Annotated in this window: 22 protein-coding genes and 1 tRNA gene; 6 read left to right on the top strand and 17 right to left on the bottom strand. The window is 38.3% G+C overall.

Annotation, left to right across the window (positions count from 1 at the left end; translation table 11 throughout):
• Positions 1–21: 21 nt before the first annotated feature.
• Complete coding sequence (locus AAFF35_RS14180) at positions 22–2,409, bottom strand: TonB-dependent receptor (protein WP_342333171.1); 2,388 nt, start codon at positions 2,407–2,409, stop codon at positions 22–24.
• A 199-nt stretch (positions 2,410–2,608) separates the two neighbouring features.
• Here AAFF35_RS14180 and AAFF35_RS14175 point away from each other — a divergent pair, with 199 nt between their 5' ends.
• Positions 2,609–3,298, top strand: coding sequence for a zinc metallopeptidase (locus tag AAFF35_RS14175; protein WP_342333170.1), 690 nt, complete (start codon positions 2,609–2,611; stop codon positions 3,296–3,298).
• 3 nt (positions 3,299–3,301) lie between these two features.
• Here AAFF35_RS14175 and AAFF35_RS14170 read toward each other — a convergent pair whose 3' ends face one another.
• Positions 3,302–3,835 carry a hypothetical protein gene (locus AAFF35_RS14170; RefSeq protein ID WP_342333169.1) on the bottom strand — a complete coding sequence of 178 codons (534 nt, stop codon included), beginning with the start codon at positions 3,833–3,835 and terminating at the stop codon, positions 3,302–3,304.
• Between the two features lie 105 nt (positions 3,836–3,940).
• Here AAFF35_RS14170 and AAFF35_RS14165 point away from each other — a divergent pair, with 105 nt between their 5' ends.
• Positions 3,941–4,126: a hypothetical protein gene (locus AAFF35_RS14165; RefSeq protein ID WP_342333168.1), complete on the top strand. Its 186-nt coding sequence runs from the start codon at positions 3,941–3,943 to the stop codon at positions 4,124–4,126.
• 171 nt (positions 4,127–4,297) lie between these two features.
• On the opposite strand, the gene AAFF35_RS14160 is transcribed toward AAFF35_RS14165, so the two are convergent.
• The 9 genes from AAFF35_RS14160 to AAFF35_RS14120 form a co-directional block, all read right to left on the bottom strand.
• On the bottom strand, positions 4,298–5,152 hold the full coding sequence (locus AAFF35_RS14160; RefSeq protein WP_342333167.1) for a DUF6266 family protein: 855 nt from the start codon (positions 5,150–5,152) through the stop codon (positions 4,298–4,300).
• 30 nt (positions 5,153–5,182) lie between these two features.
• Complete coding sequence (locus AAFF35_RS14155) at positions 5,183–5,674, bottom strand: hypothetical protein (RefSeq protein WP_342333166.1); 492 nt, start codon at positions 5,672–5,674, stop codon at positions 5,183–5,185.
• Complete coding sequence (locus AAFF35_RS14150) at positions 5,671–6,222, bottom strand: peptidoglycan-binding protein (RefSeq protein WP_342333165.1); 552 nt, start codon at positions 6,220–6,222, stop codon at positions 5,671–5,673. The genes AAFF35_RS14155 and AAFF35_RS14150 overlap by 4 nt, the downstream gene beginning before the upstream one ends.
• Positions 6,141–6,512 carry a hypothetical protein gene (locus AAFF35_RS14145; RefSeq protein ID WP_342333164.1) on the bottom strand — a complete coding sequence of 124 codons (372 nt, stop codon included), beginning with the start codon at positions 6,510–6,512 and terminating at the stop codon, positions 6,141–6,143. The genes AAFF35_RS14150 and AAFF35_RS14145 overlap by 82 nt, the downstream gene beginning before the upstream one ends.
• A gap of 68 nt (positions 6,513–6,580) precedes the next feature.
• The gene (locus AAFF35_RS14140) at positions 6,581–7,228 is read right to left on the bottom strand and encodes a DUF6266 family protein (protein WP_342333163.1); all 648 of its coding nucleotides are present in this window, start codon (positions 7,226–7,228) and stop codon (positions 6,581–6,583) included.
• 259 nt (positions 7,229–7,487) lie between these two features.
• Positions 7,488–7,730, bottom strand: a complete 243-nt coding sequence (locus tag AAFF35_RS14135) for a hypothetical protein (protein ID WP_342333162.1) — start codon at positions 7,728–7,730, stop codon at positions 7,488–7,490.
• Between the two features lie 399 nt (positions 7,731–8,129).
• Positions 8,130–8,762: a TetR/AcrR family transcriptional regulator gene (locus AAFF35_RS14130; RefSeq protein ID WP_342333161.1), complete on the bottom strand. Its 633-nt coding sequence runs from the start codon at positions 8,760–8,762 to the stop codon at positions 8,130–8,132.
• Positions 8,763–9,079: 317 nt separating this feature from the next.
• Positions 9,080–9,535: a JAB domain-containing protein gene (locus tag AAFF35_RS14125; protein ID WP_342333160.1), complete on the bottom strand. Its 456-nt coding sequence runs from the start codon at positions 9,533–9,535 to the stop codon at positions 9,080–9,082.
• A complete protein-coding gene (locus AAFF35_RS14120; RefSeq protein WP_342333159.1) occupies positions 9,516–9,791 on the bottom strand; it encodes a hypothetical protein in 276 nt (91 codons plus the stop codon). Before AAFF35_RS14120 ends, AAFF35_RS14125 begins: the two co-directional genes overlap by 20 nt.
• A 722-nt stretch (positions 9,792–10,513) precedes the next feature.
• Between AAFF35_RS14120 and AAFF35_RS14115 the strand changes: the two genes are divergently transcribed.
• Positions 10,514–11,557, top strand: a complete 1,044-nt coding sequence (locus AAFF35_RS14115) for a DUF6266 family protein (RefSeq protein ID WP_342333158.1) — start codon at positions 10,514–10,516, stop codon at positions 11,555–11,557.
• 113 nt (positions 11,558–11,670) lie between these two features.
• On the opposite strand, the gene AAFF35_RS14110 is transcribed toward AAFF35_RS14115, so the two are convergent.
• The gene (locus AAFF35_RS14110; RefSeq protein ID WP_342333157.1) at positions 11,671–12,387 is read right to left on the bottom strand and encodes a hypothetical protein; all 717 of its coding nucleotides are present in this window, start codon (positions 12,385–12,387) and stop codon (positions 11,671–11,673) included.
• 215 nt (positions 12,388–12,602) lie between these two features.
• Between AAFF35_RS14110 and AAFF35_RS14105 the strand changes: the two genes are divergently transcribed.
• Positions 12,603–12,675 (top strand) — tRNA-Lys (locus AAFF35_RS14105).
• A gap of 81 nt (positions 12,676–12,756) precedes the next feature.
• Here AAFF35_RS14105 and AAFF35_RS14100 read toward each other — a convergent pair.
• The 5 genes from AAFF35_RS14100 to AAFF35_RS14080 all read right to left on the bottom strand — a co-directional run bounded on the left by AAFF35_RS14100 (position 12,757) and on the right by AAFF35_RS14080 (position 17,941).
• Positions 12,757–13,221 carry a tyrosine-type recombinase/integrase gene (locus AAFF35_RS14100; protein ID WP_342333156.1) on the bottom strand — a complete coding sequence of 155 codons (465 nt, stop codon included), beginning with the start codon at positions 13,219–13,221 and terminating at the stop codon, positions 12,757–12,759.
• The gene (locus AAFF35_RS14095) at positions 13,136–13,768 is read right to left on the bottom strand and encodes a site-specific integrase (protein ID WP_342333155.1); all 633 of its coding nucleotides are present in this window, start codon (positions 13,766–13,768) and stop codon (positions 13,136–13,138) included. Before AAFF35_RS14095 ends, AAFF35_RS14100 begins: the two co-directional genes overlap by 86 nt.
• 102 nt (positions 13,769–13,870) lie before the next feature.
• Positions 13,871–14,005 carry an Arm DNA-binding domain-containing protein gene (locus AAFF35_RS14090; protein ID WP_342333154.1) on the bottom strand — a complete coding sequence of 45 codons (135 nt, stop codon included), beginning with the start codon at positions 14,003–14,005 and terminating at the stop codon, positions 13,871–13,873.
• Positions 14,006–14,099: 94 nt separating this feature from the next.
• The gene (locus AAFF35_RS14085; RefSeq protein ID WP_342333153.1) at positions 14,100–15,845 is read right to left on the bottom strand and encodes an ATP-dependent helicase; all 1,746 of its coding nucleotides are present in this window, start codon (positions 15,843–15,845) and stop codon (positions 14,100–14,102) included.
• The gene (locus tag AAFF35_RS14080; protein WP_342333152.1) at positions 15,836–17,941 is read right to left on the bottom strand and encodes an AAA family ATPase; all 2,106 of its coding nucleotides are present in this window, start codon (positions 17,939–17,941) and stop codon (positions 15,836–15,838) included. Before AAFF35_RS14080 ends, AAFF35_RS14085 begins: the two co-directional genes overlap by 10 nt.
• A gap of 412 nt (positions 17,942–18,353) precedes the next feature.
• Here AAFF35_RS14080 and AAFF35_RS14075 point away from each other — a divergent pair, with 412 nt between their 5' ends.
• Positions 18,354–21,716, top strand: a complete 3,363-nt coding sequence (locus tag AAFF35_RS14075) for a helicase-related protein (RefSeq protein WP_342333151.1) — start codon at positions 18,354–18,356, stop codon at positions 21,714–21,716.
• Positions 21,717–25,043: an Eco57I restriction-modification methylase domain-containing protein gene (locus AAFF35_RS14070; protein ID WP_342333150.1), complete on the top strand. Its 3,327-nt coding sequence runs from the start codon at positions 21,717–21,719 to the stop codon at positions 25,041–25,043.
• Positions 25,044–25,057 lie beyond the last annotated feature (14 nt).

Genomic DNA, 25,057 nt, shown 5'->3' with positions numbered 1-25,057 from the left:
CTGCTCCTTCCCAGAGCGTGTCTAGAATTTTAAGGTAACTGAGCCGATAAATCTGGCTGGTGCCTGAGGTGTTAGTCTTACCGACCATGCTTTTTCGCTCGTCAGGTTATCTACCTTAAAACCAATACGGTATTTCGGCTGATCGTAGAAAATGCTTGCATCCAGCATGGTATAGGCAGGAATCGTAATTTTTGTCGTGCTGGTATTGGTATGGTAAGATGAACTTCCATGATTACCACCAAAACCCAGTCCCAGACCTTGTAAAGATCCATAAGGAACGCGGTAACTCATCCAGAAATTTAAGGAATGTGCGGGTCCAGATAAACCCGGACGTAAACCATTGATATTTGCATTTGCTTTCGTCATCTTACTATCGTTATAGGCATATCCTGCTACCAGGTTCACACCTTCAAAAGGATTGGCGGTTAATTCTACCTCTACCCCTCTGCTCAGCTGGGTTCCGTCCTGAATCTGATAAGCATTCGTCGGATCATTAGGGTCATTGCGCAAAACGTCTTTAACCTTAATGTCGTAATAGCTGATCGTTCCTACCAATTTATGGTTGAACACATCTCCTTTAACCCCAAGTTCCAGCTGATTGGCTTGCTCCGGCTTAACAGCAGCACCATCTGCAGTAACACCACTTTTATTGAAAAAGCCACTCATATAGTTACCAAATAAGGAAACATGGTCTTTGGAAAGCTCATAAACCAATCCGAATTTCTGCGATAAGGAAGTTTGTTTATAAGGACCTGTTTGCAATCCTGAGGAACTCAAACCTCCTGAGGTTTGCCCTTTAGTGATGTCGTAAACGCCCTGATTCCGGAAGTGATTTACACGAAGGCTCAACATTGCAAGGAGACGATCGGTAATGTTGATCACGTCTGAAGCATAAGCAGAATAGGCATTATCGCCATTGCTTTCTCTTCTAAGTGCACCTTTACTCGTTAGTGAATCCACTTTAAACCGGCTCAGACGGTAAGTGGCGGGCGTATTGATAAAGTCTACCGCGGGATAATTCACCGTTACCCGGTCAAAATCATTGGCGTTATTGTAATAATCCAATCCCACCACCAGGCGGTTGCGTAGTTTCGCGATTTTAAAATCACCGATAAAGTTCTGCTGTAGGTTTGTGGCAATAAATGAGGTATGTCCGGTAATGATCTGAGGACTGATTTTGGTTTCCGCCGTTCCTCTTAATGCCGTGATATAGCCGTTTATCGAAGAACGGGCACGGGAAATGATGGTTTGTGAAGTCCAGCTTTCCGACATCTTGTAATTTGCCTGGGCAAAGATGTTCAGCATTTGGGTCTGGTAAGGCAAATCATTCCCTATAAAAGTCTTATTGTAAGGAAACTGCAAATCTACAATCGATTTTTCAGATACTATTGTCGGACTCACGAAAGGATTAAAACGGACGACTGAAGTTCCTTTCGCCTGACCAAATTCTACATCAAACAATAAGGATAGACGGTCTGTTACCTGATATGAGAAGCTTGGTGCCACACTCACACTATTGGTAAAGCCCTGATCCTGAAAGCTTTTTTCAAAGCTTGTCGCTCCGTTTAATCGGAACAATACGGTTTTATCAGCGTTCACCGGGGTGTTCACATCCACTGCGATTCGGTTAAAGTTCCAGCTTCCGCCAAAATAACTGACCTCTCCGCCAAAACCATTGTAAGGTTTCTTTGTAACGCGGTTGTACAAACCGCCGTAGCTACTTGCAATATTGGTTCCAAACAAGGTGGTAGAAGGGCCTTTAATCACTTCCACCCGCTCGATATTTGCAGGATCTATGGAAGAGAAAGCTGCCCCTGCTACCCCGTTACGGGCATTGGGTTCCGTATCAAAACCTCTGGAACGGAAGGTAACCCTACCCTGATTGGCAATCATTGGCACCCCTGCTCCCGGAACATTTTTAGCAATACTGCCCAGGTCTGTAGCCATTTGCTCCTGAATCAATTCCTTTGGAATAGAGGAATACACCTGTGGGTTTTCCAGATTTTTCAATGGCAACCTTGCGATGTAAACACTTTCCTTTTTTGAGAAGCGGTTTACCGTTCCTGCAATCGTGACTTCCTGCAAGGCGAGTACATTTTCTCTGGTTAGCTGATAATCAGCCATTGCGGTTTGCCCGGCAAGTACATTTACCTGAAGGTCTTTCTGCGCTGCGCCAAGGACCTGAATCCTTACGGTATAACTTCCCGGCTCCAGGCTACTGAACGAATACTTCCCCTTTTCGTCTGTAAGTGTTGTTTTCTTTGTGCCCAGCAGGGTTACCGAAGCAGAACTGTAGGCTTGTCCGTCGAAGAGTGTGATTTTGCCCGAGATGCCTCCCTGCGACTGGGCAAAAGAACTGAGATAACCGAATGTAAATAAGGTCATCAGCGTCATGCGTAAAAATTTCATCTATATTGTAATATGAGTTGGTGTAAAAAATACAGCGGCAAATATAATAGTATTATTTATAATTAATCTAATTAACATATCTACCACTCTGCTCCTATACCCCTGATCTTATAGATTCCTCTGCCAGAAGATCTTAAATCCCGAACCAAATCGAGTTCAGATTGTTATTACTTAAAAATGTGTTAAACAAATGGGACTAATGGGATATTACCTTATCGCAGGTGTGATGTTTGTGATAGGACTAATCGTCAGCGGACGATTAAAAAGTAAATTTAAAGAATACAGTGAAATCGGCCTTACCAATGGAATGAGCGGCAAAGAGATTGCGTTGCGGATGCTCGCTGACCACAACATTTATGATGTACAGGTCATCTCCGTGCCAGGCCATTTAAGCGACCACTACAACCCGGAGGACAAAACAGTAAACCTGAGTCCGGATGTCTTTGAAGGACGCAGTATTGCCGCCGCCGCTGTAGCAGCGCATGAATGCGGACATGCAGTTCAGCATGCCAGGGCCTATTCCATGCTCAGTTTTCGCAGCAAGATTGTCCCTTTAGTCAATGTCAGTACACAGCTTTCCCAATGGGTGATCCTGGCTGGTCTGGGATTTCTGTTCGGCAGGTCAAATCCTACAATCCTGCTTGCCGGCATCTGTTTGTTTGCAGTGAGCACCTTGTTCACAATCATTACACTGCCTGTAGAATACGATGCCAGTGACCGCGCGTTGAAATGGCTGGAGAACAACCACATCACTACCCGTTATGAACATGATAAAGCTGCTGATGCCTTAAAATGGGCCGCAAGAACTTACGTTGTGGCCGCGATTAGCTCAGTCGCCACGTTATTGTATTACCTGCTGCTGTTTTTCAATAGCCGCGACAGGTCCTGATATTTAGAATTTTAGTTCTTTAGTTCCCTCCTGTTCCTGGCTTCCCTGGAATGAGTTGATGTAATGGATAATTTCTTCAGCAGGTTTAGATAGTCCGCTGATGTCTATTTTTTTTAAAGAATCGTTATAGTTTAGCTTGATATAGATGGAATTGAATAACCTTCGGTCTTCATCAAACTCTTCTGCACAAACCAAACCTTGTATGTTTTCCCAGGCATAACAAGAGTTCCTGTAGGTAATGCCGGCTTTGCTGATTCGTAACAATGGTTTTTTGAGGAAATTATACTTATAGTTCCAAATAAAGATCAGCAACAGCAAGAACATGTTAAATGAAAAAAGAGCTAACATGCTGCCGTCAACGAAATAGAAGATAACAGAGAGTGCACCCATGATGATCACCGGCCATGAAAAATTTGCTTTTTGAGCAAAGGCGATTAATTCGTCGTTTTGGGTAACCGATGAAAACTGAGCAAATGACTTGATTTTAACCTCTTTATCTAGCGCAGCGATACTTACTTTTGTAGGATAATTTTTCAATTTGTTTTGTTGGATTGACCTGTTGTATCAGGTGGCTTTAAAAAAAGCTCAGGCTGTAAATTTATCTCAAAGCCCCCATCAATTCAACTGAGTAAATACGCATATATGTTCTACACTCAGATTAAGGATTGTGAGGGCTGTAACCTCAGAGACAACCTATTGATGATTGAACAGAACGGCAAATGGGGAATTGCTTATACCAATGGTACCATCCTGGTCCCGCCAACCCATGAAAACATAAGGCCGGGTGTTTCGGGAAGGAAATCTGTCATACCTGGTCGCTATCAATGACGAAAAATATGGGCTCTTCGATACTTCCGGAAAAAATATATTCCCGGTAACGTACGATCATATCATAGCAGATAAGCAGGGATTTGTATTTAAAAAGGACGATAAATGGGGCATAATGGATATTTAAAATACAGGGATACAGTTTTAAGCTGTATCCCTGTAAACAGAAAGTTAAGGTCGCTTTTGGCGTATCGATTTCCGAATACCACGAACCACTTTCCTTATCGTCCCTGACTTCTTTTTCAGGACAACAGCTTTTGGAATCACCAGATGCTTTGTAACATTCCTCAAATCTTCCTTTTTAGTTTCTACAGCGCTACAAACGATGGCATTACAGCAGGTTTTTAAATTCCTGAATTTCTCAGCCGACTCTGGTTCCCGTAAATCCAAACATTGGTACTGTGTTTGGGATACCACCCTTTTTGCAGCAGAATGCAGAAACACATACATATGGATTTTCTTTCCTGCCATATCATCAGGCAGGGAGAATAGGAAATGAGTGTCGCTTCTCATGGCATCCCCGGAGACTTCAACAGCGAGTTTATCGATGGGATCATAAAGGATACAGTAAATACGGTCACAAGCATCAGTGGTCGGATACTGATACCATTTTACGCTGCTACTCCATTTTAAGTCAAACGTCTGACCATCAATCTGATCTGTTTTCAAACTACTCAGCCCATCCAGACGTCCTTTGCTGAGGCTTACTTTAGAATAATCAATTTCCAGATTTGGATATTCTCCCTTGATGATGTTACGATAGTTTTCCGAAATGGCGAGATTAAATGCGGTCATGCGTTGTTTGGGCTGCTTAGGATATCCGATCCGTATAAAAGGGATAAACAGCATTAAAAATTCCATTAGCAGTTTCCATTTTGCCCTAAGGTTTAAACTTGTCTGTGTTACCGGTCCTTCGTACTTTTTAGGAAGTTCTCTTACCTCGGTCTGATTGTTTCTTGTGGAGAATACCAGTCCTCCGATCTTTCCGGAAAGATTTCCGAAAAGACCACCTCTTAGAATAGCCATGTTTTTAAAAATTTAAGGATGAATAAATGATTAATGTTTTAAACGATACCAAAGGAAAACCAGGGGAATCAGGATCAGAAGCCAGTACCAGGCAGAAACAGGAGCGCTTTTCTTTTCTAGGTCTTTCTGAACAAAGTCCTTTGTTTTCATTTGAGATTGTGACCGATCGGAAATCTTGGTTTGCAATGTTGTCTCTGCCTTTTTCTCGATGCTTTTCCTGCCGGATTTTTTCTTTTTATGGATCAATACTTTTTCTGCCTGTCCGGAGAATCCTTTTTCTGTAGAAAAGTCAAACCTTCCTTTTGGCCAGATTTCTATCTGTGAAAAGGCGTCTGAAGAATCATTTCTGATCGTTAAAGATCCGCTCTCCTCCTGATGCAGGTATGTTGACTGATCATTAACCTCAATTTCTTCCTTGTTTTTTAAAGTAGAAACAGAACTGTTCTTTGTTGTTTTATGAAGCATCCCACAAGCCGATAAGAACAGCTGACAGAGAATTAAAAATAAACTATACCTCTTCATGGTTTGTTCTCCTTCCCTATCCAGTTTGCAAATTTGGCGATGGTGCGCAGATGTCTGCGCTTTTTATAAACCCCATCGCCTTCTCTGCCCCCTTCTATATTGGTGTTGCCTTCCGTAGTCAGTACCCAGTCTGACTTGATGCTTCGCACAAATCCGGCATGTGCAACCCGCTTCAATGATGGAAAATAGATTCCAAAAAGATCTGCAGGCTTTGGCTTTTTGACGAGCCGGTTTGCCGGAAAGAGCGCTGGTGTCCAACCCGTCCTGGGTTTAGAAAGACCTACCTGTCCGTATACCCAACTTGTATATGCTCCACACCAGGCATGGCCTTTTGGTAAGCCTATATATTTTAGATAACGCTCCACCCTTTCTCCATCATTTTTTCCGGTTTTTTCTCTGACACCAAGTTCCTTTTCCGCAATTGCAAGCACCCGGGTTCTGATTTTTTCCTCTGCAATCGGATCGCTTAACAGACGGCGATCAGGCATCCCACTGCTGCAAATAACAGGGATACAAATGATGCCCAATAAAAGCTTAATTGTTTCCATGAGTCCAAAGTTTTAAATTGTAAAACCATCACTTCTATTACCGGCAAGCCCAATCCCAGCCATAACCTTTGCAGTAACCAAAAGCTTAGCCCTGCAATCAGCAGAAAGGAGATCAGACTCAGCAAGACCAGGAGCCAGATTCCAGGGTCAATATATCCGGCAGTTACATCCGCACTTATGATCAAATGTTGCCCCAATGGCCACAAAAGCACCATCACTAATAATAAAAAACCAATTTCTAACGCATAAGCCGTCATCATATGAGGCTTTTTTATACCTATATTTTTCATAACAAAATTCTATTAATAGAAAGGAATAATCACCCGCCGTCCTTGCGGAACAGCGGGTGACCGGTTGATTAGGTTAAGGTAACGCTTCCACAATATTTGGAATCTGAAACCATTTTTTCATCAGCACTGACGATCATGATATAACAATGAAGTGGCAGACCGATAAAGTCAAATGGAACCACCATCCTAAGTGTTAAAGCCGAGCGTAAGGTAACTACCGCATTGGTGATGACGTGTTCTATCTCCGGTGTATGGATATAGACCTTCACTAAATCGGTGTTATTACTTATGCCATAGCCAACGATTAACTGCCATGAGATATCCAGTGTAGCTGTTTCTCCGGCTACACCAACTACAGTCGTTTTCTGGACAGAAGTTAACTTGCCCTTACCTACTGAAAAATTCTCGTAGTCGATGCTGTAATTTGGCGCTGTTCCTTTAAGCCCATGTTTAAGGTTGTAGCTGACTGCTGCATTTCCAGGAGCAACATTTTCCTTGTTGTCTCTGAATCCAAGCGCAATTGCCCCGCTAAAGAGACTCACTTGCTTCATAATCAGTCCAAAGCCGGCACGTTGATTAACCTGCCCTTTTGTAGCGGGCTTCGATGATTTCCCTGGCTTCATTGAAAATACATTTTTGTTTTTGACACGACGGCCAACGTTATTTCCTACTTTTCCTGTGAGGTGGTAGAATGGACCTGCTTCTAAAAATCCCATTGTCTTAAGTTTTTAAAATAAATTAATCAGTTGATTCGTAAGTCGCTTGCAAGCTGCGTTTTCCGGGTACCTCGGAAGCCGCTTAAACATTACGATTCAAACGTATGGATCAATATTTCAACAACCTAATCCTCCGAATTCAATAGGACTACTTCGTATTCATTCGGACTAATCTGTACTGTTCCGCACTGGTTTTTAAGCATAAAAAATGCTTGTGCTGAGTAACACAAGCATAGCAATTATTTTATTTCAAATGAAATTACTGATTTTTTATAAGGGATGATTTAAGGTAAAAGTTTCGTTTACCTCTCTTCTGTACGATCCAATTTCCCTCTCCTGCCTGTGCGAAAAAGGCAGTCCGCTGAATGTTCAAAAATTTCATCACCTGAAAGCTGTCAAGCCACTCGCCTTCTTCTTCCGGAGCACTCTTTGATGTTTTTTTTGTTTTCTTTGATTTAAGCTTTTTTACAAGAATTAATTTAATTCTGATTGTCTTTTTCATAGCAAAATGGTTTAATAGGCCAAGTTTCGACATGGGATTTCCCTGGCTATAGGATTATGGCCCGCAGTTAATAAATAGGAATGATTTGCAAAAGATGCTAGATTAAGCAACAGAGTTCTTACTTCGGATTTAGGTACTTCATCATGGGATTTAATTTTAAGGTTAATTTGTGTGTGAATTATTTTCCCCTCCTTTGATTTTAATCTCTCCTTAAATTCTGTTCAGATCAAGTTTAATAGTGAAACAGCATTACAATAAGGATACATTAGTGTTAGGCTGCATATCAAGCACGAACACAGTATAAATATAATTAAATATTTATTTAATAAAAAATAAATATTATTTAATATCGCTATTTTTATAGTAAATATTTCTGAATACGATCTATGTATTTTCTTTTTACGAGTAAGCCCATTCTACAATTTGCTTTATGGCTTTCTTCATTTCAGACTTGCCTTCAGTCGTATTGATATCAATGCCACACATTGTTTCTCCGCTCATCTTTGCCTGAAGGGTCATGTAATAGATACCTCCCACCAAAATACCTTCTATAGCCCTAAAGTTTTTGTCCTTATCTTTAAAATAATCATCTGTAATTTGGCTAAAAAACAATTCCCCCAACCGTTCGCGCTCCTGATTTAATTCTACCAGTGGTTTGAGATTCTCACTTAGTCCCCAGTTAATTATTCTACGCATTTCTTCGTTCTCCATTAGCGCATCGAACTGATTTTCTAAAAGCGTATAGGCCATTTGCCTGCCGAAATCCGTCTTACTTGATTCCATAATTTCATCGATCTGATCCAGGCTGACTTTAAAGTAATCCTTACCGTTCAAATAGTCCTTCACCAGATTTTCCATTCCTCCAAAATAATCATAGATCAGTTTCCTGTGTACATTGGCTTTTTTTGCCACATTGCTAACATTCAAACCTGTAAAACCGTCTTTTTTTAAAATGCTGCCTACAGCACTTAAGAGTTTCAGTTTAGTTCGTTCTTTATCTCTGATAGGCCCACTGGTAACTTTTCTAATCATTCTGTCGCAATTTAAACGGCCAAATTGCATTTTTTACCATACTATTCAAAGAGATTTGATCTTTTAATCTATTCCCGAAAAACTGGTTCCTCCTCAATTTGTTAATGATGTGGGGGCCGGCGAATGCTGTTCACGGTTGAGGATATTGACGAGCTGGCATCCAGACTCATTAAGTATGGTGCCCAGCTCGTTGGCGAAGTGGTTCAGTACGAGAACTCGTATAAACGCTGCTATATCCTGGGAAAGGATGGACTTCTAATCGGTTTGGCGGAACAACTCCGTAATAAATGAGGTCACTATTGAATAACTGCAGCTCTTTATAACAGGCCTTTATTGGCAAAACTGTAATAACCGCTTTGGGTCACAATCAAATGGTCCACTACCGCAATATCCAGGGAAGCTGCTGCTCCTTTTATGGTCTTTGTTAATGCAATATCCCGCTCGCTTGGAAACAATCTTGCGCTGGGGTGATTGTGGGCTAGAATAATCCCACTCGCTTTGCCTAATATGGCCGCAGTAACGATCGCTTTATGATCAGCAATCACTGAGTCCATGCCACCACTAGAAATGTTTATGACTCCAAGGACCGCACTCCCCTTATCCAACAGGATCATTTTGAACTCTTCGATCAGGTCAATTTTACCCTTATCCCAGCATTGCATAAAAATTCCATACACATCCTCCATACATTTTATGACCGGTCGTTCGGATGCTTTCAATTTAGGCCTATATGTCAATTCAATCTGCGATACATTATATAGGTTCTTTTTCATTTGGATCTGGTTCAGTATGAGTAATTGGATATATTTTTTTGATTTGAGAAGCAGAAGGAACCAACGCTCTTTGTAAATGTGCAATGCTCAGGAAAGAACTGTCGAAAAGCAGATCCGGATCAAGTTCATTTTTTAAGATGTGGACACAGTTCATCAGTTGAATCAGGTCAAACTGCAGATCTTCAATAAAATCATGTTCGTAATTTTCGAGGTGGTCTATTTCAATTATTATTTTTTGGCTTTCTATTTTGATCATGTCATGGCGTTTTAATGATGAGTACGATGATTTAGGGATAATGAGCGCGCAGTTTGGACATGTCAAACCGGTGCGGGAAATTTAATCCCGAAAAATTGCCTTACTAAAACCGAAGGATCGATGAATAAGATGTTGGTTATTGGGGGTGTTTCTTGATTTCATGGCTCATAAAGTTTAATGAGCCTTATAGAAGTGATCACAAATAAATGTGAGGACTACCAACCACAGTTGTATTATAAAGTATCTGACACCTTACGCAAAATGGAATTACAGCAGTCCTCACATCTATTTTTTGGACGCGCAAATATAGCACATCTATATATAATAGATATAGGTATTCTACTGTCTTACTTTGCGGTGTCAGATTTTTACAACGGCAAGACTCGTTTAAATACTTATTGTTATGTCTAATTTATTTAATTTAAAATACAATAACAAACTTATTAATTAATAATTAAGATCATTCAATTGATTTTAAGCCAAAAGTGCCCCCCCCCTGTTCAGATCGTGTTTAAATGTTTTTTATTTCCGTTATCCTTCAGTTGACCATCATTTAACCATTATAAGGTAGTTGATAGGTCAATTGTTGGTCCTGAGCACCTTTAAACGGTGTTTCCAAAGTCAAACGATTGTTTACTTTACTAAAGCGCACATTAACACGATATGAAAAACATTTCGTAAATTGTAGAAAAACAATTAAATAATTAACTGAAAAAATCGAAATGGGAAATTTAAGAAATGGGTTATTTGGCGGATTCCATGGCAGAATCGGCAACCTGGTAGGTTATACCTTAAAAGGTAAACATGTGATTAGAACAATTGGCAAAAGCAGTAAACCCCTTACTCCGGCAAGAAAGGCAAATTGTGAAAAGATGAAGGTGGTCAATGAGATCCTCAAGCCTTCCATTCATGCGATCAGGGCAGGATTTCGTTTGGCAGTTGCCGGAACGGATAGAAACGAGTACAATGAGGCAGTTTCTTACAATAAAAAAAATGCGCTTCAGGGCATATATCCAGACATTAGCCTGGACTATACGAAAGTATTAATGAGCATGGGAGCGCTTCCTGTAGCTGTTAAGCCGAGCATCAGCCAAAATCATGAGAAAATCACGTTTAACTGGGAAATATCGGACAGTCCGGCGAGCGAGTACCACACTGACCGCACAATGCTGGTGATCTATTTTCCAGATATAAAAGAGACCTGCTGCCAACTGATCGGGGCAAAAAGAGTCGAAGGTAAAGATGTGATTGTAATTGGCTTGGAACATATCAATGAACGTATGGAGGCCTATATTTCTTTTGCTAAAGACAATGGAAAAGCAGTTTCCAATAGTGTGCATGCAGGTTCTTTAAACCTGGATCGTAAAGCGAAAACTCCAGACAATAACACTCTGGAAATTGAGGATATCACAGAGTTTGTCAAGGATCTACAGCATAAACTGACACAAAAGGTGGGCGAAGGCTGTGAATTTAGCCTCAATCAGCATGATGCCCGTATTGCAGAACTCAGAATCAACCCCTCTCCTGACGAACAACCGGACTTAGAAACATTTCTATTATCAACGCTGTCTCTTTTATTTGAAAAGGCAAGGGTTAACCGGGTTGTAGTCAATATAAACACGAATAATCAGGAAACCATCAGCTTATTGAGGCTAATGGGTTTTAGAAAAGAAGGTCGTTTTATTGAAAATCGCTTTCTGAATGGCAAATGGGTTGATGAATATCAGTTTGCGATATTGAAGTCGGAATGGGACCTGCTGAATTAGTCGTTTAGCCAAGAGATTAGGTGTTCATTTACGAGGTAATGATATACCAGAGAACCTAACGGATCTTCTCTGGCGTGAATTGCTATGGATTGAGTATACAGCCCATATTACTGTTAATTAAATTCCAATCCTCTGGATTTGCCCAGGGTTTGATAGTTTAGGATTATCTTACTATTGTTCTTTTTGTATACTAGAACATCTAATGAGCCCCTCTTTTTAGATAAGGAATCACCTACTTCAACAAGGCCCTCCCATTCCGCCCATATTGCATAGGTATACCCATCTTTCAAAACCACCATTTTTGCATTATGATCATTCTTTGCCCGATAAGTGGATGTTATTGCACCGCTAAAATTTAAGGCAGCAGGTTCTTTTATGATCACATTCCAGCCACCTTCGTAGCTTTTGTTTTCCTTATAGGTATCCAGGTAGTTTAGCGTAATCTGCGTTTTATTCTTTTTATAAATTTCCACCAGAAATGTTCCTTTTTGCTTATATAAGGAGTCACCTACCTCAATATTACGCTCCCAATTTCTATAAATCGGATATAATTGACCATTGTTTAGTATTGCGTACTTCCCGTTATGGTTTCTTTGATCAAAATACATTGAATCAACACGGCCCTTAAAATCTGCTGACAGAGCATCCCTCATCATTAATTCTTCGCTACCTGGTCCAGAAAACGTGGTATACAATACAAATGCTAGCAATGCAAACATTGGTGATCCTAATACAGAATAGATGATGATATTGTCTTTTTTTAAGATTAATTCTTTTGGCATCATTGGATTACCGTTAACATGTCTTATTTGCATCTCTAGTATAGTCATCTTCCATTGAAGATTCGGTATGGTGTCTCTATAAAGAGTAGATCCTCGCAAATTGAGGCTTATTCAGCAATTTTTATAACAAAAGTCATTTTTTTTAATCTTATAAATCAACCGATTAGAAAGTAAATTGATTTTATTTTCATTATTCAGCAATTAGGAAGCATAATATTTGAGCAAAAATTATACTTTTGCAACCCCAATCAAGGGAAACAAATGATTCCGTAGCTCAGCTGGTAGAGCATTACACTTTTAATGTAGTGGTCCTGGGTTCGAATCCCAGCGGGATCACAAACAGAATTATCAATGCCCTGTTACTTAAATAGTTGCAGGGCATTGTTGCTTACAGGTACAACATAGGTAAAACATTCTCTATACTGCCTTTTTTAACTTCTGTGTTTTGTCGAAAATATTCATGGCTTTATCCAGTTCCTCATTCAATATTCTTGCATAAATCTCTGTATGTTTTACCGATGCGTGACCCATCAGTTTGGAAACATACTCTATTCGCATCCCTTTCTGCAGCGCTCTTACTGCCCAACTATGCCTGGCTGTGTGAAAGGAAATCTTTTTATTGATGTTTGCGAGAATGCCGATTTTCCGGAGGCTCTTATTTGTGAAAGCAGTAGCCGATGAAATTGCATTGAAGAGTTTCAGTTTATCAGTTTCATCAGTAGCTATATTAAGCAACGGGAAGATGAATGAATCCGGATCAAGAGTGTCACTCTTACGCTGATAGGTTTTGTAAAACTTAAGTATATCGAGTGATTCTTTTGGTAGCTTGATACTCAGATCCTCTTTTGTCTTTTTGACCTGGAAGTAGAGATGTTTTCCCATTGAAATTCTTCCAACGCATAAGCAGCAGATCCGAAATCCGGACGCCTCCGGAGTAGGCGCTGAAAACGTAAAGGTTTCGATGGTGGTTGATGATGGAACCATGCTCCAAATCCAGGCTTTCAATTCTTTCCAGTTCATCATCCAGAAGAAATTCTCTGAAGGTCTTTTGCCCTTTCAGTTTGATCTTATTGAAAGGGTTTTTCTCTGCCGGCATCAGCTCTTCATCAATCGCATCACTGATCATCTTTCTGATTGCTTTCAGGTTGGAATGAATAGTGTTGTTGTGATTCTTTAGTTCTTCAACCAGGAACTGCTGAAAGTCTCTTATAAACTTGATGTTAATCTCATCAAAGAACAACTTGTCCCGCTTTGTGAATTTTTTCAGTTTGCCAAGTATGCCATTGAACCTTCTGATTGTTCCAATACTCAACTCTTCAGATAGTGCCTTACTCCTATTCGACATAAACTCAAAAAAATCAGCTGGTGGATTACCAATGATCGTGGACTTGATATCATAGGCTGTGATAAATTTAGATTTGGTTTCCATCTCCAGGGAGATAGCTTCTGCTTCCGCTTCTTTGGAAGAAATGAAACTGTTTATTTGAGTGGCATTCTTTGCACCTGGTTTTACTTTGCCTGTTTTGTCATTCTAGTCTTTTGGATTGATGTAGACATCGAGAGCGATGTACTTTGATTTTCTGTTTTTGGTTAGACGTAGATAGATCGGCACCTGGCCATTTTTATTGATCTTATCTAGCCTGGGATAGACTTTAACTGATGCCATAACTATACTTGAATATTTAATATTCAAGTATAGTTATTTGCTCTTAAAATTTGTTCCCATTTAGTGGTCAACCGGTATATCAACTGTGCCTAACTTACCTTTTGATATCGAAAAGGTTTTTTAGGCTGGCTTCAGCTTGTGGGTTCAGCGTAGGCACATTAACGAACAGCCGCTGTCTGGCACGGCTAAGCGCAACATACCTAATCCGTTGTTCTTCTACAGTTAAATTGGGAGAAACTAAATAACCCACTTCCACATCACTTGTCATCGTGAATAAAACGTTATCAAATTCATCACCTTTTGCTTTATGGACTGTACGGCAATCCAAATTCTCGTCGTTGATTTTGATAAAAAGTGCTATTTGAGCATAGGTATGTGCTTCATAAAACACTTTTATTGCACCTCTCGTTAAAGCTGGAATATCAGTTTTAATATCTGCTTTCACAAGTTCATAAAAATCCAGCAACGCATGATCTTTAAATGCTGGATACTTCGAAAGCAATAGTGACAATTGGTTGAAAGCTGTTTTTTTTCTTTCCTTTTTTTCTTGAATATTAAAGTTGATCTTTTCCATTTCTTTGATCGCTTCCTTAAAACGCTTTTCCAAACCCAACTCGACTGCGGTCATACATCGAACAATTACCTTAACCCTATCAACATTATCCTTAGCGAAAAGATCTTCTAATAAATTACTTGCAGGGATAGCTTGATTATATAGCCTTTTCATGGCATTGACCATCACGTTGTCCCGTGACAAAGTAATAAGGGTTTCGCCACCGCATGCAAGTGTTGCCTGTGCAAAAGCAATTTCTTTCGACCCCACAAACAAAACAGGTTTGGATCCAAGCTCATTTCGCACAGGATTTTGTCGAATGTCCCTCCTAAGGTGATTCAGTACATCAACTATTTGACTGGTACTTCTTCTGTTATCTGCAATAACATAATCCTGCTGACCGGCTAAAGAAAATACTTCAAAATCACCTGACGCTGCGCCCTGAAAGCTATAGATAGCCTGTGCCTTGTCTCCAATGATTCCAATTACAGTTTCCTTCTGAGCCAGGAGTTTAATAATTTCAGTTTGAATAGGACTCGTGTCTTGAAATTCGTCTACAAAAAAATATGGAAATTTTGCTTGCAAAATCGTAACAATAAAAGGGTATTCTTTTATCAGTTGGTAACCGAAGTACAAGACATCTTCATGATGAAGTTTTCCTTTACGCCAAAAGATCTTTTTATATTCCTCTATACCTGGACTTAGCACATCAAGGCAGGCTTTGCCCAAACGTGTACGACTTACTCTATCAAATGCCTTTGCATTGTCCAAAGCTATTTCTAAATTAGAACCATTATATTGGTAATAAATAGAGGACAGCCAATTCCCTAAAGCCTTAAGATTATTTTCTAGCCGAAGCAACTGATTACGACTGAAGGGATGTCGCAAGTTAGCTGCCCCCTGGTAATTATCGATCCATTCCTTAATATTACTTCTAGAAATAAAATGGTCATCATGACCATCCATATTTCGAACATTGAATTCATATCGGTCGGCGATAAAATGCATGTAGGGCTTAAGAATATTATTGTAAATAAAACTATGAATGGTTGATATTTCTACTCTGTCCACTGCAAAGTTTAGTCTTCCCATAATAGTATTAACAGCTGTATTTGTGTAAGTAATACACGCTATCTTTCGATAACACCCTAGTCGCTTAGAATGAGTCAATACCTGCCTGATGTGATTGACAAGCCAATGAGTTTTACCTGCACCAGGACCAGCCGCCACTTTAAAAGGCTGTTCAATATCTATAAGGTCATCTGAAGTAATTGTCTTTATTTGCATATCCACACAATTGATTTCTTGATGTAGTAAGGGACATGAAAGGACTGCCTCAGATTTACAACTTGTCCCTCTATGGAATTACTTGGTGCTGTTGGTGGAAGTTTTAGATTGGCCTCTAGTGAATTAGCCAATTCCAATGCGTTTTCTCCCTTCCCAACCGATTTTAGATATCGGGTTGCGATAACAGCCTTCTTTTTATCTTCTTCACTCCATGTCGGATCGTTAAGCGCATTAATCGAGTCTTTGAGGTCAGTATTCGAGCCACTTTTCCCTAAACGTCCTAACAGGTCAGCCAAAGGTCTGCCTGCCGAATAAAAATCTAGAAGATCTTTAAGCTCTCCCTGATTTGAAATGGAATTAGTGAGCAGTATATCTGAATTTAAATTGGATAAGCAAAGTTCGTATTCAAAAGTTTTTCCCTTCGGATGATTTTGACCGAAGAACCTAATGTTGCCATGTGACGCATACTTAACCATTTTGGAGGTAAGGTGTTCCTTGTAAGTATAGAGTGTAGGAGACTGTCCGTAAGTATATGGATAGCAACTGCCAAAGTGAATTTCCGTTGCCTCCTTCCTTTCTGGATCTCTGTCCTTTAAACACACTACTTTTTTCGGAATAGCGTATGGATTTGTTGTGTCGAAAAGATATAAAAAATGGTCAAAAAAACGACCTCCAACGGGAACAATGGCAATGTGGTGATCATCCAGTTGCCTGCCACAATATTTTGCCAAGGTCGGCATCAGAAGTTCTTCAGCAAGTCCTTCGACCAAAATAATTTTCTGTGCGAAAAGCATGTCTGATCTTGTTGCATCCAAAAAACGCTGTACATAAGCTTTTGCTTCTTCTCCTTTCGGTGTGGCAGGAAAGACTTTTCCTGGATACCCAGCGCTGATTACTCCCTTTTCATTATGCAGGCAGATTATTTCGTCAAGAGATACAGCCGATGTAATTTGCGTGGAGTGGGTGGTAACAAATACCTGTCGTACTTTTCGCTGACTTTTATTCTCCTTTAAAAATTTGAGAAATTTATATTGCATAGACGGATGGAGGTGGGCCTCGGGCTCTTCAATAGCTAATACAGGAAAGACTTTGGCGTTGCTTCCTAGGTAATTGCCATCTGCATTGACCTGCATTTTTGCAAGAAGTAGAGACATAAAAATCAAATTATTATATCCCAAACCATTATGTGTAGCAGGGATTTTAATATCTAAAGCATCGTATCCGATAATAAGTTTCAATGCAGAGTACATTTCTACATCTGAAATTGTGCCGTCAAAATCGGGCAATGCGTTATTGAAAGTAGCCCCTGTTTGCGTAGCATAGGAAAGAATATGCTCCTTGCCTGCCCGCATTCTAGTTTGTAGTTCTGTAATTAATTCACCAGCTTTAGTAGTAAAGTCAGCTTTCAATCCTTTGATCTCACTCTGCTTAGTTGCTTTATTTTTTATTGTCTCGTCTTCCGATTTGATTTCGTAATCCATAAAAAAATCAAGAACATCCCGTAACATGGTGTTTTTTCCAGTAAACATATCTCGCTCTACGTCACGGATTGCGTTTAGAAATTGAAAATCGAATTTTTGTAGTGAAGCACTATCAGCTACAGCCTTCAAGTCAGGATCGCCACCATAAAGCTTATTAACATAGAACCTCAGAAAATCGTGCTTGATGGTTAGCCATGCCTCAGTTTTAGTATTACAGCCTGAAAGAGCAAGCATGTAATCAGCATGGCGCTCAAATGGGAGTGAAAATTTATAAGTTAGCAATGCTTGATAAGGTTCGTCAAGCTTTACCAACCAGTCGGCAACTGTGACAAGATCATCACTTAAGAGATCTTCTCCTATGCTTTGATCAATAACAAGTGATATAGAAACTAAAGGTGGTCGAGTTTGTAACTCAAGCAACGTGGCACTTTTCGAAAAGTCATCAATTTCCAGTCTTTTCGGAATATTTTGATCGATTAATAAGCCTATAGCCTTAAGAAGGCTGGTCTTACCGGCATTGTTATGACCGATGATTACATTTACACCATCGTTAAATTCGATTGTGTTTTTTGGGAAGTTTCTGAATCCTTCGATGATAATTTTCGAAATGTACATGGAGCGTAGTTATAATTTGGTGATGGTCTGTATACTTTGACCGTAGGTTCATAAATATTCTTTCGAAAATCACAGACATGTAGCCAACTAAGATCAAGTGTATAAAACCAAAGCTATAAAACTAATATTGGACTTGCAACCCCCATAAATGTACCCCCTTCTTTTATTTAATAGCCCTCTCTAATCTTTCTAACTGCATGAAGAATGTCAAATTCGGAAAATTATTTAGAAGTATTTACCAGATTTATACAACCGCGTTCCTGTGTTATCTTGTTCATGTTATTAGCACTGAGGCCTTAAGCCGAAATCTCCCCAATGTGAGCCACAATCTCGGAAAATACTCTTACCTTAAAACCTAAAGAAAACTATAACTTTGATTTTATAACCAACAAATATTTATTGAAAAATTTATATGCCAACTAAATTCTTTACCAATCAAGATGACAACAGTTTACTAAAAAAATTTGAAGGAGTTTTTTCTAATATTGATAGTTTAAGACATTTTGACGCCTTGGTAGGATATTTTCGCGCATCAGGGTATTTTAAAGTGAGAGCGTTTCTAGACAAAATACCCAACATCAGAATATTAGTTGGTATTAATGTAGACGTTTTGATAAAAAAGCATCATGATAAAGGACAAGTATTTATAGACAATCCTGCAGAAACTAAGGAAAGTTTTATCAACGAACTTGTTAAAAATATTCAAGATGCAAATTATGATGAAATTACAGAGAACGGAATAATTCAGTTTATCCAAGACCTTATCGATGGTAAAATCGAATTGCGCGCTCATCCAAGTAAAAAAATACATGCGAAAGTCTACATATTTCGTCCTGAAAAATTTAACGAATACACCGCTTGCGAGGTAATTACCGGGTCATCTAATTTAACTGATGCGGGTTTAGGGGCACACCCAGAATCAAATTACGAATTTAATGTCGCTCTTCGGGACTATGGAGATGTCAAATTTGCCACAGATGAATTTAACAGACTATGGATTGAGTCCGTTCCTATACTGCATGCTGACGCAGAAGCTATAAAAAAGAAGACCTACCTTAAGGATGACTTTACGCCTTTTGAACTGTACATTAAAATGCTCATTGAATACTTTGGAAAGAGGGTAGAATACGATCCATATAATATCGATTTATTACTGCCTGAAAAATTCATGAGACTGAAGTACCAATCTGATGCAGCAAATCAAGGGTACGCCATTATGATGAAACATAATGGATTTATACTTGCTGATGTGGTGGGCTTGGGTAAAACTATTATAGCTTGTATGGTCATCAAAAAGTTTATTTATGAAAACGGCACACATACCCGTGTATTAATTGTACTTCCTCCTGCATTAGAAGCAAATTGGAGAAGAACAGCGGAAGATTTTCAAATAAAGAATCATTTTGAATTTATCACTTTAGGAAGTCTCAATAGAATTTTGAATGAGGAAGATTATACTTATTCTACTGCAGATAAATTCGACCTTGTTATAGTGGATGAATCTCACAAGTTTAGAAATGATTATACTGAAATGTATATTGCATTGCAGCAAATATGTAAAAAACCAAGAATCAGGCCTTCTGAAAATGGAGATAATCGTAAAAAGGTAATACTGATTTCTGCAACCCCGTTAAATAACAGGCCGCAGGATATCGAAAATCAATTATATTTATTTCAGGACAAAAGAAATAGTACTCTTGAAAATATTAGGAATCTACAGGACTATTTTAAGCCATTAAATGAGCAATATAAAAAGCTGGCATCTGAGAAAAAGCTTAACATAAAAAAGCTTAAAGAAGTATTTCAGAAATTAAGGGATGACATTATTGAGCCTCTTGTAATCCGTCGTACGCGTACCGATATTGAAAATGATCCTGCTTACAAGGAAGATTTGGATAGTCAAGGCATTATTTTCCCTACACTAGGTGATCCTATAGCTATAGAATATGAATTGGATGGTTCCCTGGCAACTTTATTTAATGATACAGTTTCGTTAATAACAGGTTTAGATGAACATGGTAATGAAAGGAGCGGATTGGGATATTATCGATATCGAGCGATTGAGTTCCTAATTGACGAAGATGATCGAAATGTATTTGGTAATGTAAAATCCATATCTGGAAGGTTAAGCGCAATCATGAAGACACTTCTTGTTAAGCGCCTAGAAAGTAGTTTTTACGCCTTTACTCAATCTATTAGTCGTTTTCAAACAGCTATCAATAATATGATTAGTATGTTTGAGAATGATAGGATTTTTATTGCGCCTTCTTTAGATATAAATAAACTTCTAGAGGAAGGATACAGCTATGATGATATTGAAGCCAAGATCATCGCTGCAAATGAGAAAAAAGGCGGAAATAACAAAGAGTTTTCCTCTAGTGCATTTGATGAAAAATTCTTTTCGAATCTCCTCATGGACAAGGAAAGAGTTGATGATTTGGTTAATCGATGGAGTAAGATAGATAAAGATCCGAAACTTGATAGGTTCTTAAAATCTGTGAAGAATATCTTTTTTCAAAAAGGAAAGAATCAAAGTGGAAAGTTGGTAATATTTACTGAATCAAAGGAAACGGCAGAAAAACTTACTGATCATCTCATAGCAAATTTCTCCTATAAAATACTCGCCGTTAATGCAGGAAATAGAAAAACAGCAGACAATGTGTTGCGATTGAATTTTGACGCTAACCTTGAGGAAGAAAAATGGAAAAACGACTACGATATAGTTATAACGACTGAAGTCTTGGCAGAAGGTATAAACCTACATAGAAGCAATACAATTGTGAATTATGATGTGCCTTGGAATGCTACCCGGTTAATGCAACGGATAGGTCGTGTTAATAGAATTGGATCGAGAGCTAAACAAATATTTGTTTATAACTTCTATCCATCAGCACATGGAGATGACCAAATAAAGCTTGTAAATAATGCTTTAAGAAAACTTCAATCATTCCATACAGCATTTGGAGAGGATAACAAAATATTTTCCCTCTTAGAAGAAAAAGGGGACAGTGCATTATTTGGCAATCATATTGTAAAGGAACAAAATGAAATACTAGAATATTTGACTGAATTACGAGAATTCAAAAAGAAATTTCCAAAGCGTTTCAATGAAATCAACGAAATCCCGAATAAAGCAAGATGTGGTAGGACAGCTGAAAGAAAGGTAAACCTTACCGATGACGAAGGAAGTCCATACCAATTAGAAACTAAAAATAGCTCTCTAATGTACTTGAAGTCAGAAAACCATCCAGGAATATTTTGTCTTGTAATAGAAAGTATTCCAGGAAAAGAACTAAGCTTTTTACAGGCTGTAAAATTATATAAAGCCCATGAAAAAGAGCGAGCAATTGTTCTCCCAAGATTTCACCACGAGCAAACGCTTCAAGGGTTGGAATTTTTCAAATCAGAAAAAAATCAGGAAAATTTAAAAAGTATATCTCGAAAAAATTTAAACCCAATAGAAAACAAGGCAATAAGTAATATTAATGCATTATTAAAGTACGCCCCAACGGAACAAAAGAGGCTATCAATGCAGAAAATTTTAGACATTATAAAAAAAGGCACCTATGGATCAAAAGGGCTTCCTAAATCTATTAATGACTTTTTCTCTGCAAACGCTGTATTATTAAAGGAACCAGTCAAGATGACTGATAAACTATTTTTTGAAGTTTTAGATAAATACAATGTTTCACCATTAAATGATGAACAAAATAAAGAATTAGAATCATCATCAATAATTAACCCTATAATCGTTTTGACTCAAAGTTTTATATAAATGGCCGCAAATCGTACACAACTCCAAGTAGCATTAAAAAAACCATATGATCGAGTACTTTTTGCAAAAGAAGTCTTGTCTCCTGTCTTTGGAGCTGCGTTTTCTTTGAGAACCCGACCTATACCAGCACCGGTTCAGCCTAATAAAACCGATGCACAAATTATCACCAATGTTTATATTTATGGGAATGTTAATTTGGAAGATGGTGGGGAAATAATTTGTTATGAAATCGAATTAAACTCCAAAGTTCGTATTGAACACAGTAAAGTCGCTATTCAACGCTATGCACGAAAACTTCTCACAACAGGTCAAGCAGCACTCGTAAATTTCATAACTCCCAATAGCCAAGATGTTTGGCGGTTTACATTAATCGCAAAAGACAGCGAAATTACAGCTAACGGAATTGAAGAAAAGTATACTTCTGCAAAAAGATATACTTATTTGCTAGGTCCTTCGGAAACATGTAAAACGCTCGCAGATAGATTAGAAGGCTTAAGTATTGAGAATTCCATTAATTTGTCATCACTAATTGAAGCATTCTCTGTCGAGAAATTGAACCGTGATTTTTATAGAGATATTTCTGCACAATTTTATCATTTGGTTGGTGCTGTTACGGGTCAGGGGAAAAAAACTAAAACGTATGAACGTCAATTGACACTTCCGAGTGTTAGCGCTGATGCAAATCGTATATACCACGAATTTGCTGTACGCTTAATAGGCCGTACTGTATTCTGTTGGTTTCTTAAAGTGAAAAAATCCGACGAGGGTATTCCCCTATTGCCTGAAAATCTACTATCCAGTAAAGCGGTAAAACAAACTCCCAATTATTACCATAATATACTTGAAAAACTCTTTTTTCAAACCTTGAATACTCCAGTGGAAAATCGGAGACCTGGGTTACCTAAGGGTTCAGAATACATTCCTTTTCTAAACGGTGGACTTTTTGAAGCAGATTCTGAAGACTTCTATAAAACCGATCCAAGAACTGGCTTATCATTACATTTCGATTCCTTAATTATTTCAGACGAATGGTTTATCGAATTTTTTGAAAAATTAGAACAGTATAACTTTACAATTGATGAAAATTCAACCGTTGATATCCAGGTAAGTGTAGATCCTGAGATGCTTGGAAGTATATTTGAAAATCTATTAGCTGAAATAGATCCAGATAGTGGAGAAACTGCACGCAAGTCAACTGGTAGTTTTTACACTCCGAGAGAAATAGTTGATTATATGGTTTCTGAAAGTTTGGCTTATTATTTAGCCAATTGCACGGATATTGAAAAGGAAAAACTAGATGCTCTTTTTAAACCGGAAGTAGATATTGAATTTAGCTCGATAGAAAAGGAAACCATCCTTCTTGCACTTGATAAGGCTAAAATATTAGATCCAGCATGTGGTTCCGGGGCATTCCCTATGGGCATTCTTCATAAAATTGTTCTTGCGTTACAGAAGCTTGATCCAACTGCTGATTGGTGGATAAAACAACAATTATCTAAGAGTAAAAATCTAAAGGGTAAAAATCTATTTGAAGCGAAACTAAGGAAGAACTACGACTATGCTCGAAAAATAGGGATTATACAAAACAATCTTTACGGTGTAGATATTCAGCCGATAGCTGCAGAAATTTCTAAATTGAGATGTTTTTTAACTCTTATTGTAAACGAACAAATTGACGATGAAAGTCCCAATCGTGGTATAGAACCACTTCCTAATCTAGAGTTCAAATTTGTAACTGCCGATACATTGATGCGACTTCCAGACGAAATGGGTATTATACAGTTAAGCAAAAAAAACAAAAAAAATAGTGCGGAACTGGAAGGTGATTTGCGGCAAGTCAGACAGGATTATCTTCAAAGCTTTGGAAAGGAAAAGCAAGATTTAAAGTTAAGATTTGAAGAAATTCGGAAGGAAATGTTTGACCAGCAAGGATTATTTGGTTCAGTTGAAAATAATAGAGCTTTCAAAATTAGTAATTGGAATCCTTTTAGCCATAAAAAAACTGATTGGTTTGAATCGGAATGGATGTTTGGGGTTAAAGAGTTTGACATTGTAATTGGAAATCCGCCTTACGTTCAGCTACAAAAAGATGGTGGAACATTGGCGAAACTCTATGAAAGTCAAAAATACCAAACCTATGAACGGTCTGGTGACATCTACTCTTTGTTCTATGAAAGTGGATACAATATGCTTGGTGACAAAAGAATTCTTTGTTTTATTACTTCCAATAAATGGATGCGTGCAATTTACGGAAAGTCTACCCGTAAATTCTTTGCTGAAAAAACAAATCCATCTTTATTGATTGATTTCGCAGGACAAAAAATATTCAATTCTGCAACTGTGGACACCAATATTTTATTATTCTCAAAAGAAAAAAACAAGAAAAAAACTTCGGTCTGTGTTGTGAAAGGAAAGGTGTTAAATAATTTGAGCGTTTTTGTTAGTCAACATTATTCTTTATTTGATTTTTCAACCTCCGATAGCTGGGTAGTTTTAAACAGTACCGAACAAACAATTAAAAGTAAAATAGAGCGCATGGGTACACCATTAAAAGATTGGGATATTAATATTTACAGAGGAATTCTTACAGGCTACAATGAGGCATTTATTATTAATGGCGCTAAAAGAAAAGAGTTAATAGCTAATGACCCTAAAAGTGAAGAAATTATACGACCGATATTAAGGGGTCGAGATATTAAGCGATATAGCTATGAATTTGCAGATTTATGGATAATAACAACTTTCCCAAGTTTAAAAATAGATATAGAGGGATATCCAGCTATTAAACAACATCTTATGTCGTTTGGATTTGATAGATTAAAGCAGACAGGTGATGCTGGAGCAAGGAAAAAAACTAATAACAAGTGGTTTGAAACGCAAGATAGCATAAGCTATTGGGAGGATTTTTATAGACAGAAAATTGTCTGGGGCGAAATTTCTGACAAAACAAAATTTGCCATAGAATTGAATGGCGAGTACGTGACAGAAGCAACGACTTTTCTCATGACTGGCGATTCTCTGCTTTACTTACTTGGATTTTTAAACTCGAAAGTATCTGAATATTTATTCGCTCAAATTGGCACCACAACTGGTGTTGGCACTGTTAGGTGGAAAAAGTTTACAATCGAACAATTATACGTTCCTAAGCTTTCTTTGGATAGACAGAATGACTATAACAAAATTGTAAATAGGATAATTACACACCAAAGAAACAAGGAAAGCTTTGAACAATTAACAGATGAAATTGACAATATGATCTTTACAGATATCGGACTGAACCAGGAAGAAGTTGATTTTATAAACTCTATTTTTAAAAGCAACACCTAAAGTAAACCCATCTC

This window comes from Pedobacter sp. FW305-3-2-15-E-R2A2 (assembly GCF_038446955.1).
Classification (GTDB): domain Bacteria; phylum Bacteroidota; class Bacteroidia; order Sphingobacteriales; family Sphingobacteriaceae; genus Pedobacter.
This window is presented reverse-complemented; position numbering and strand designations above follow the sequence as displayed.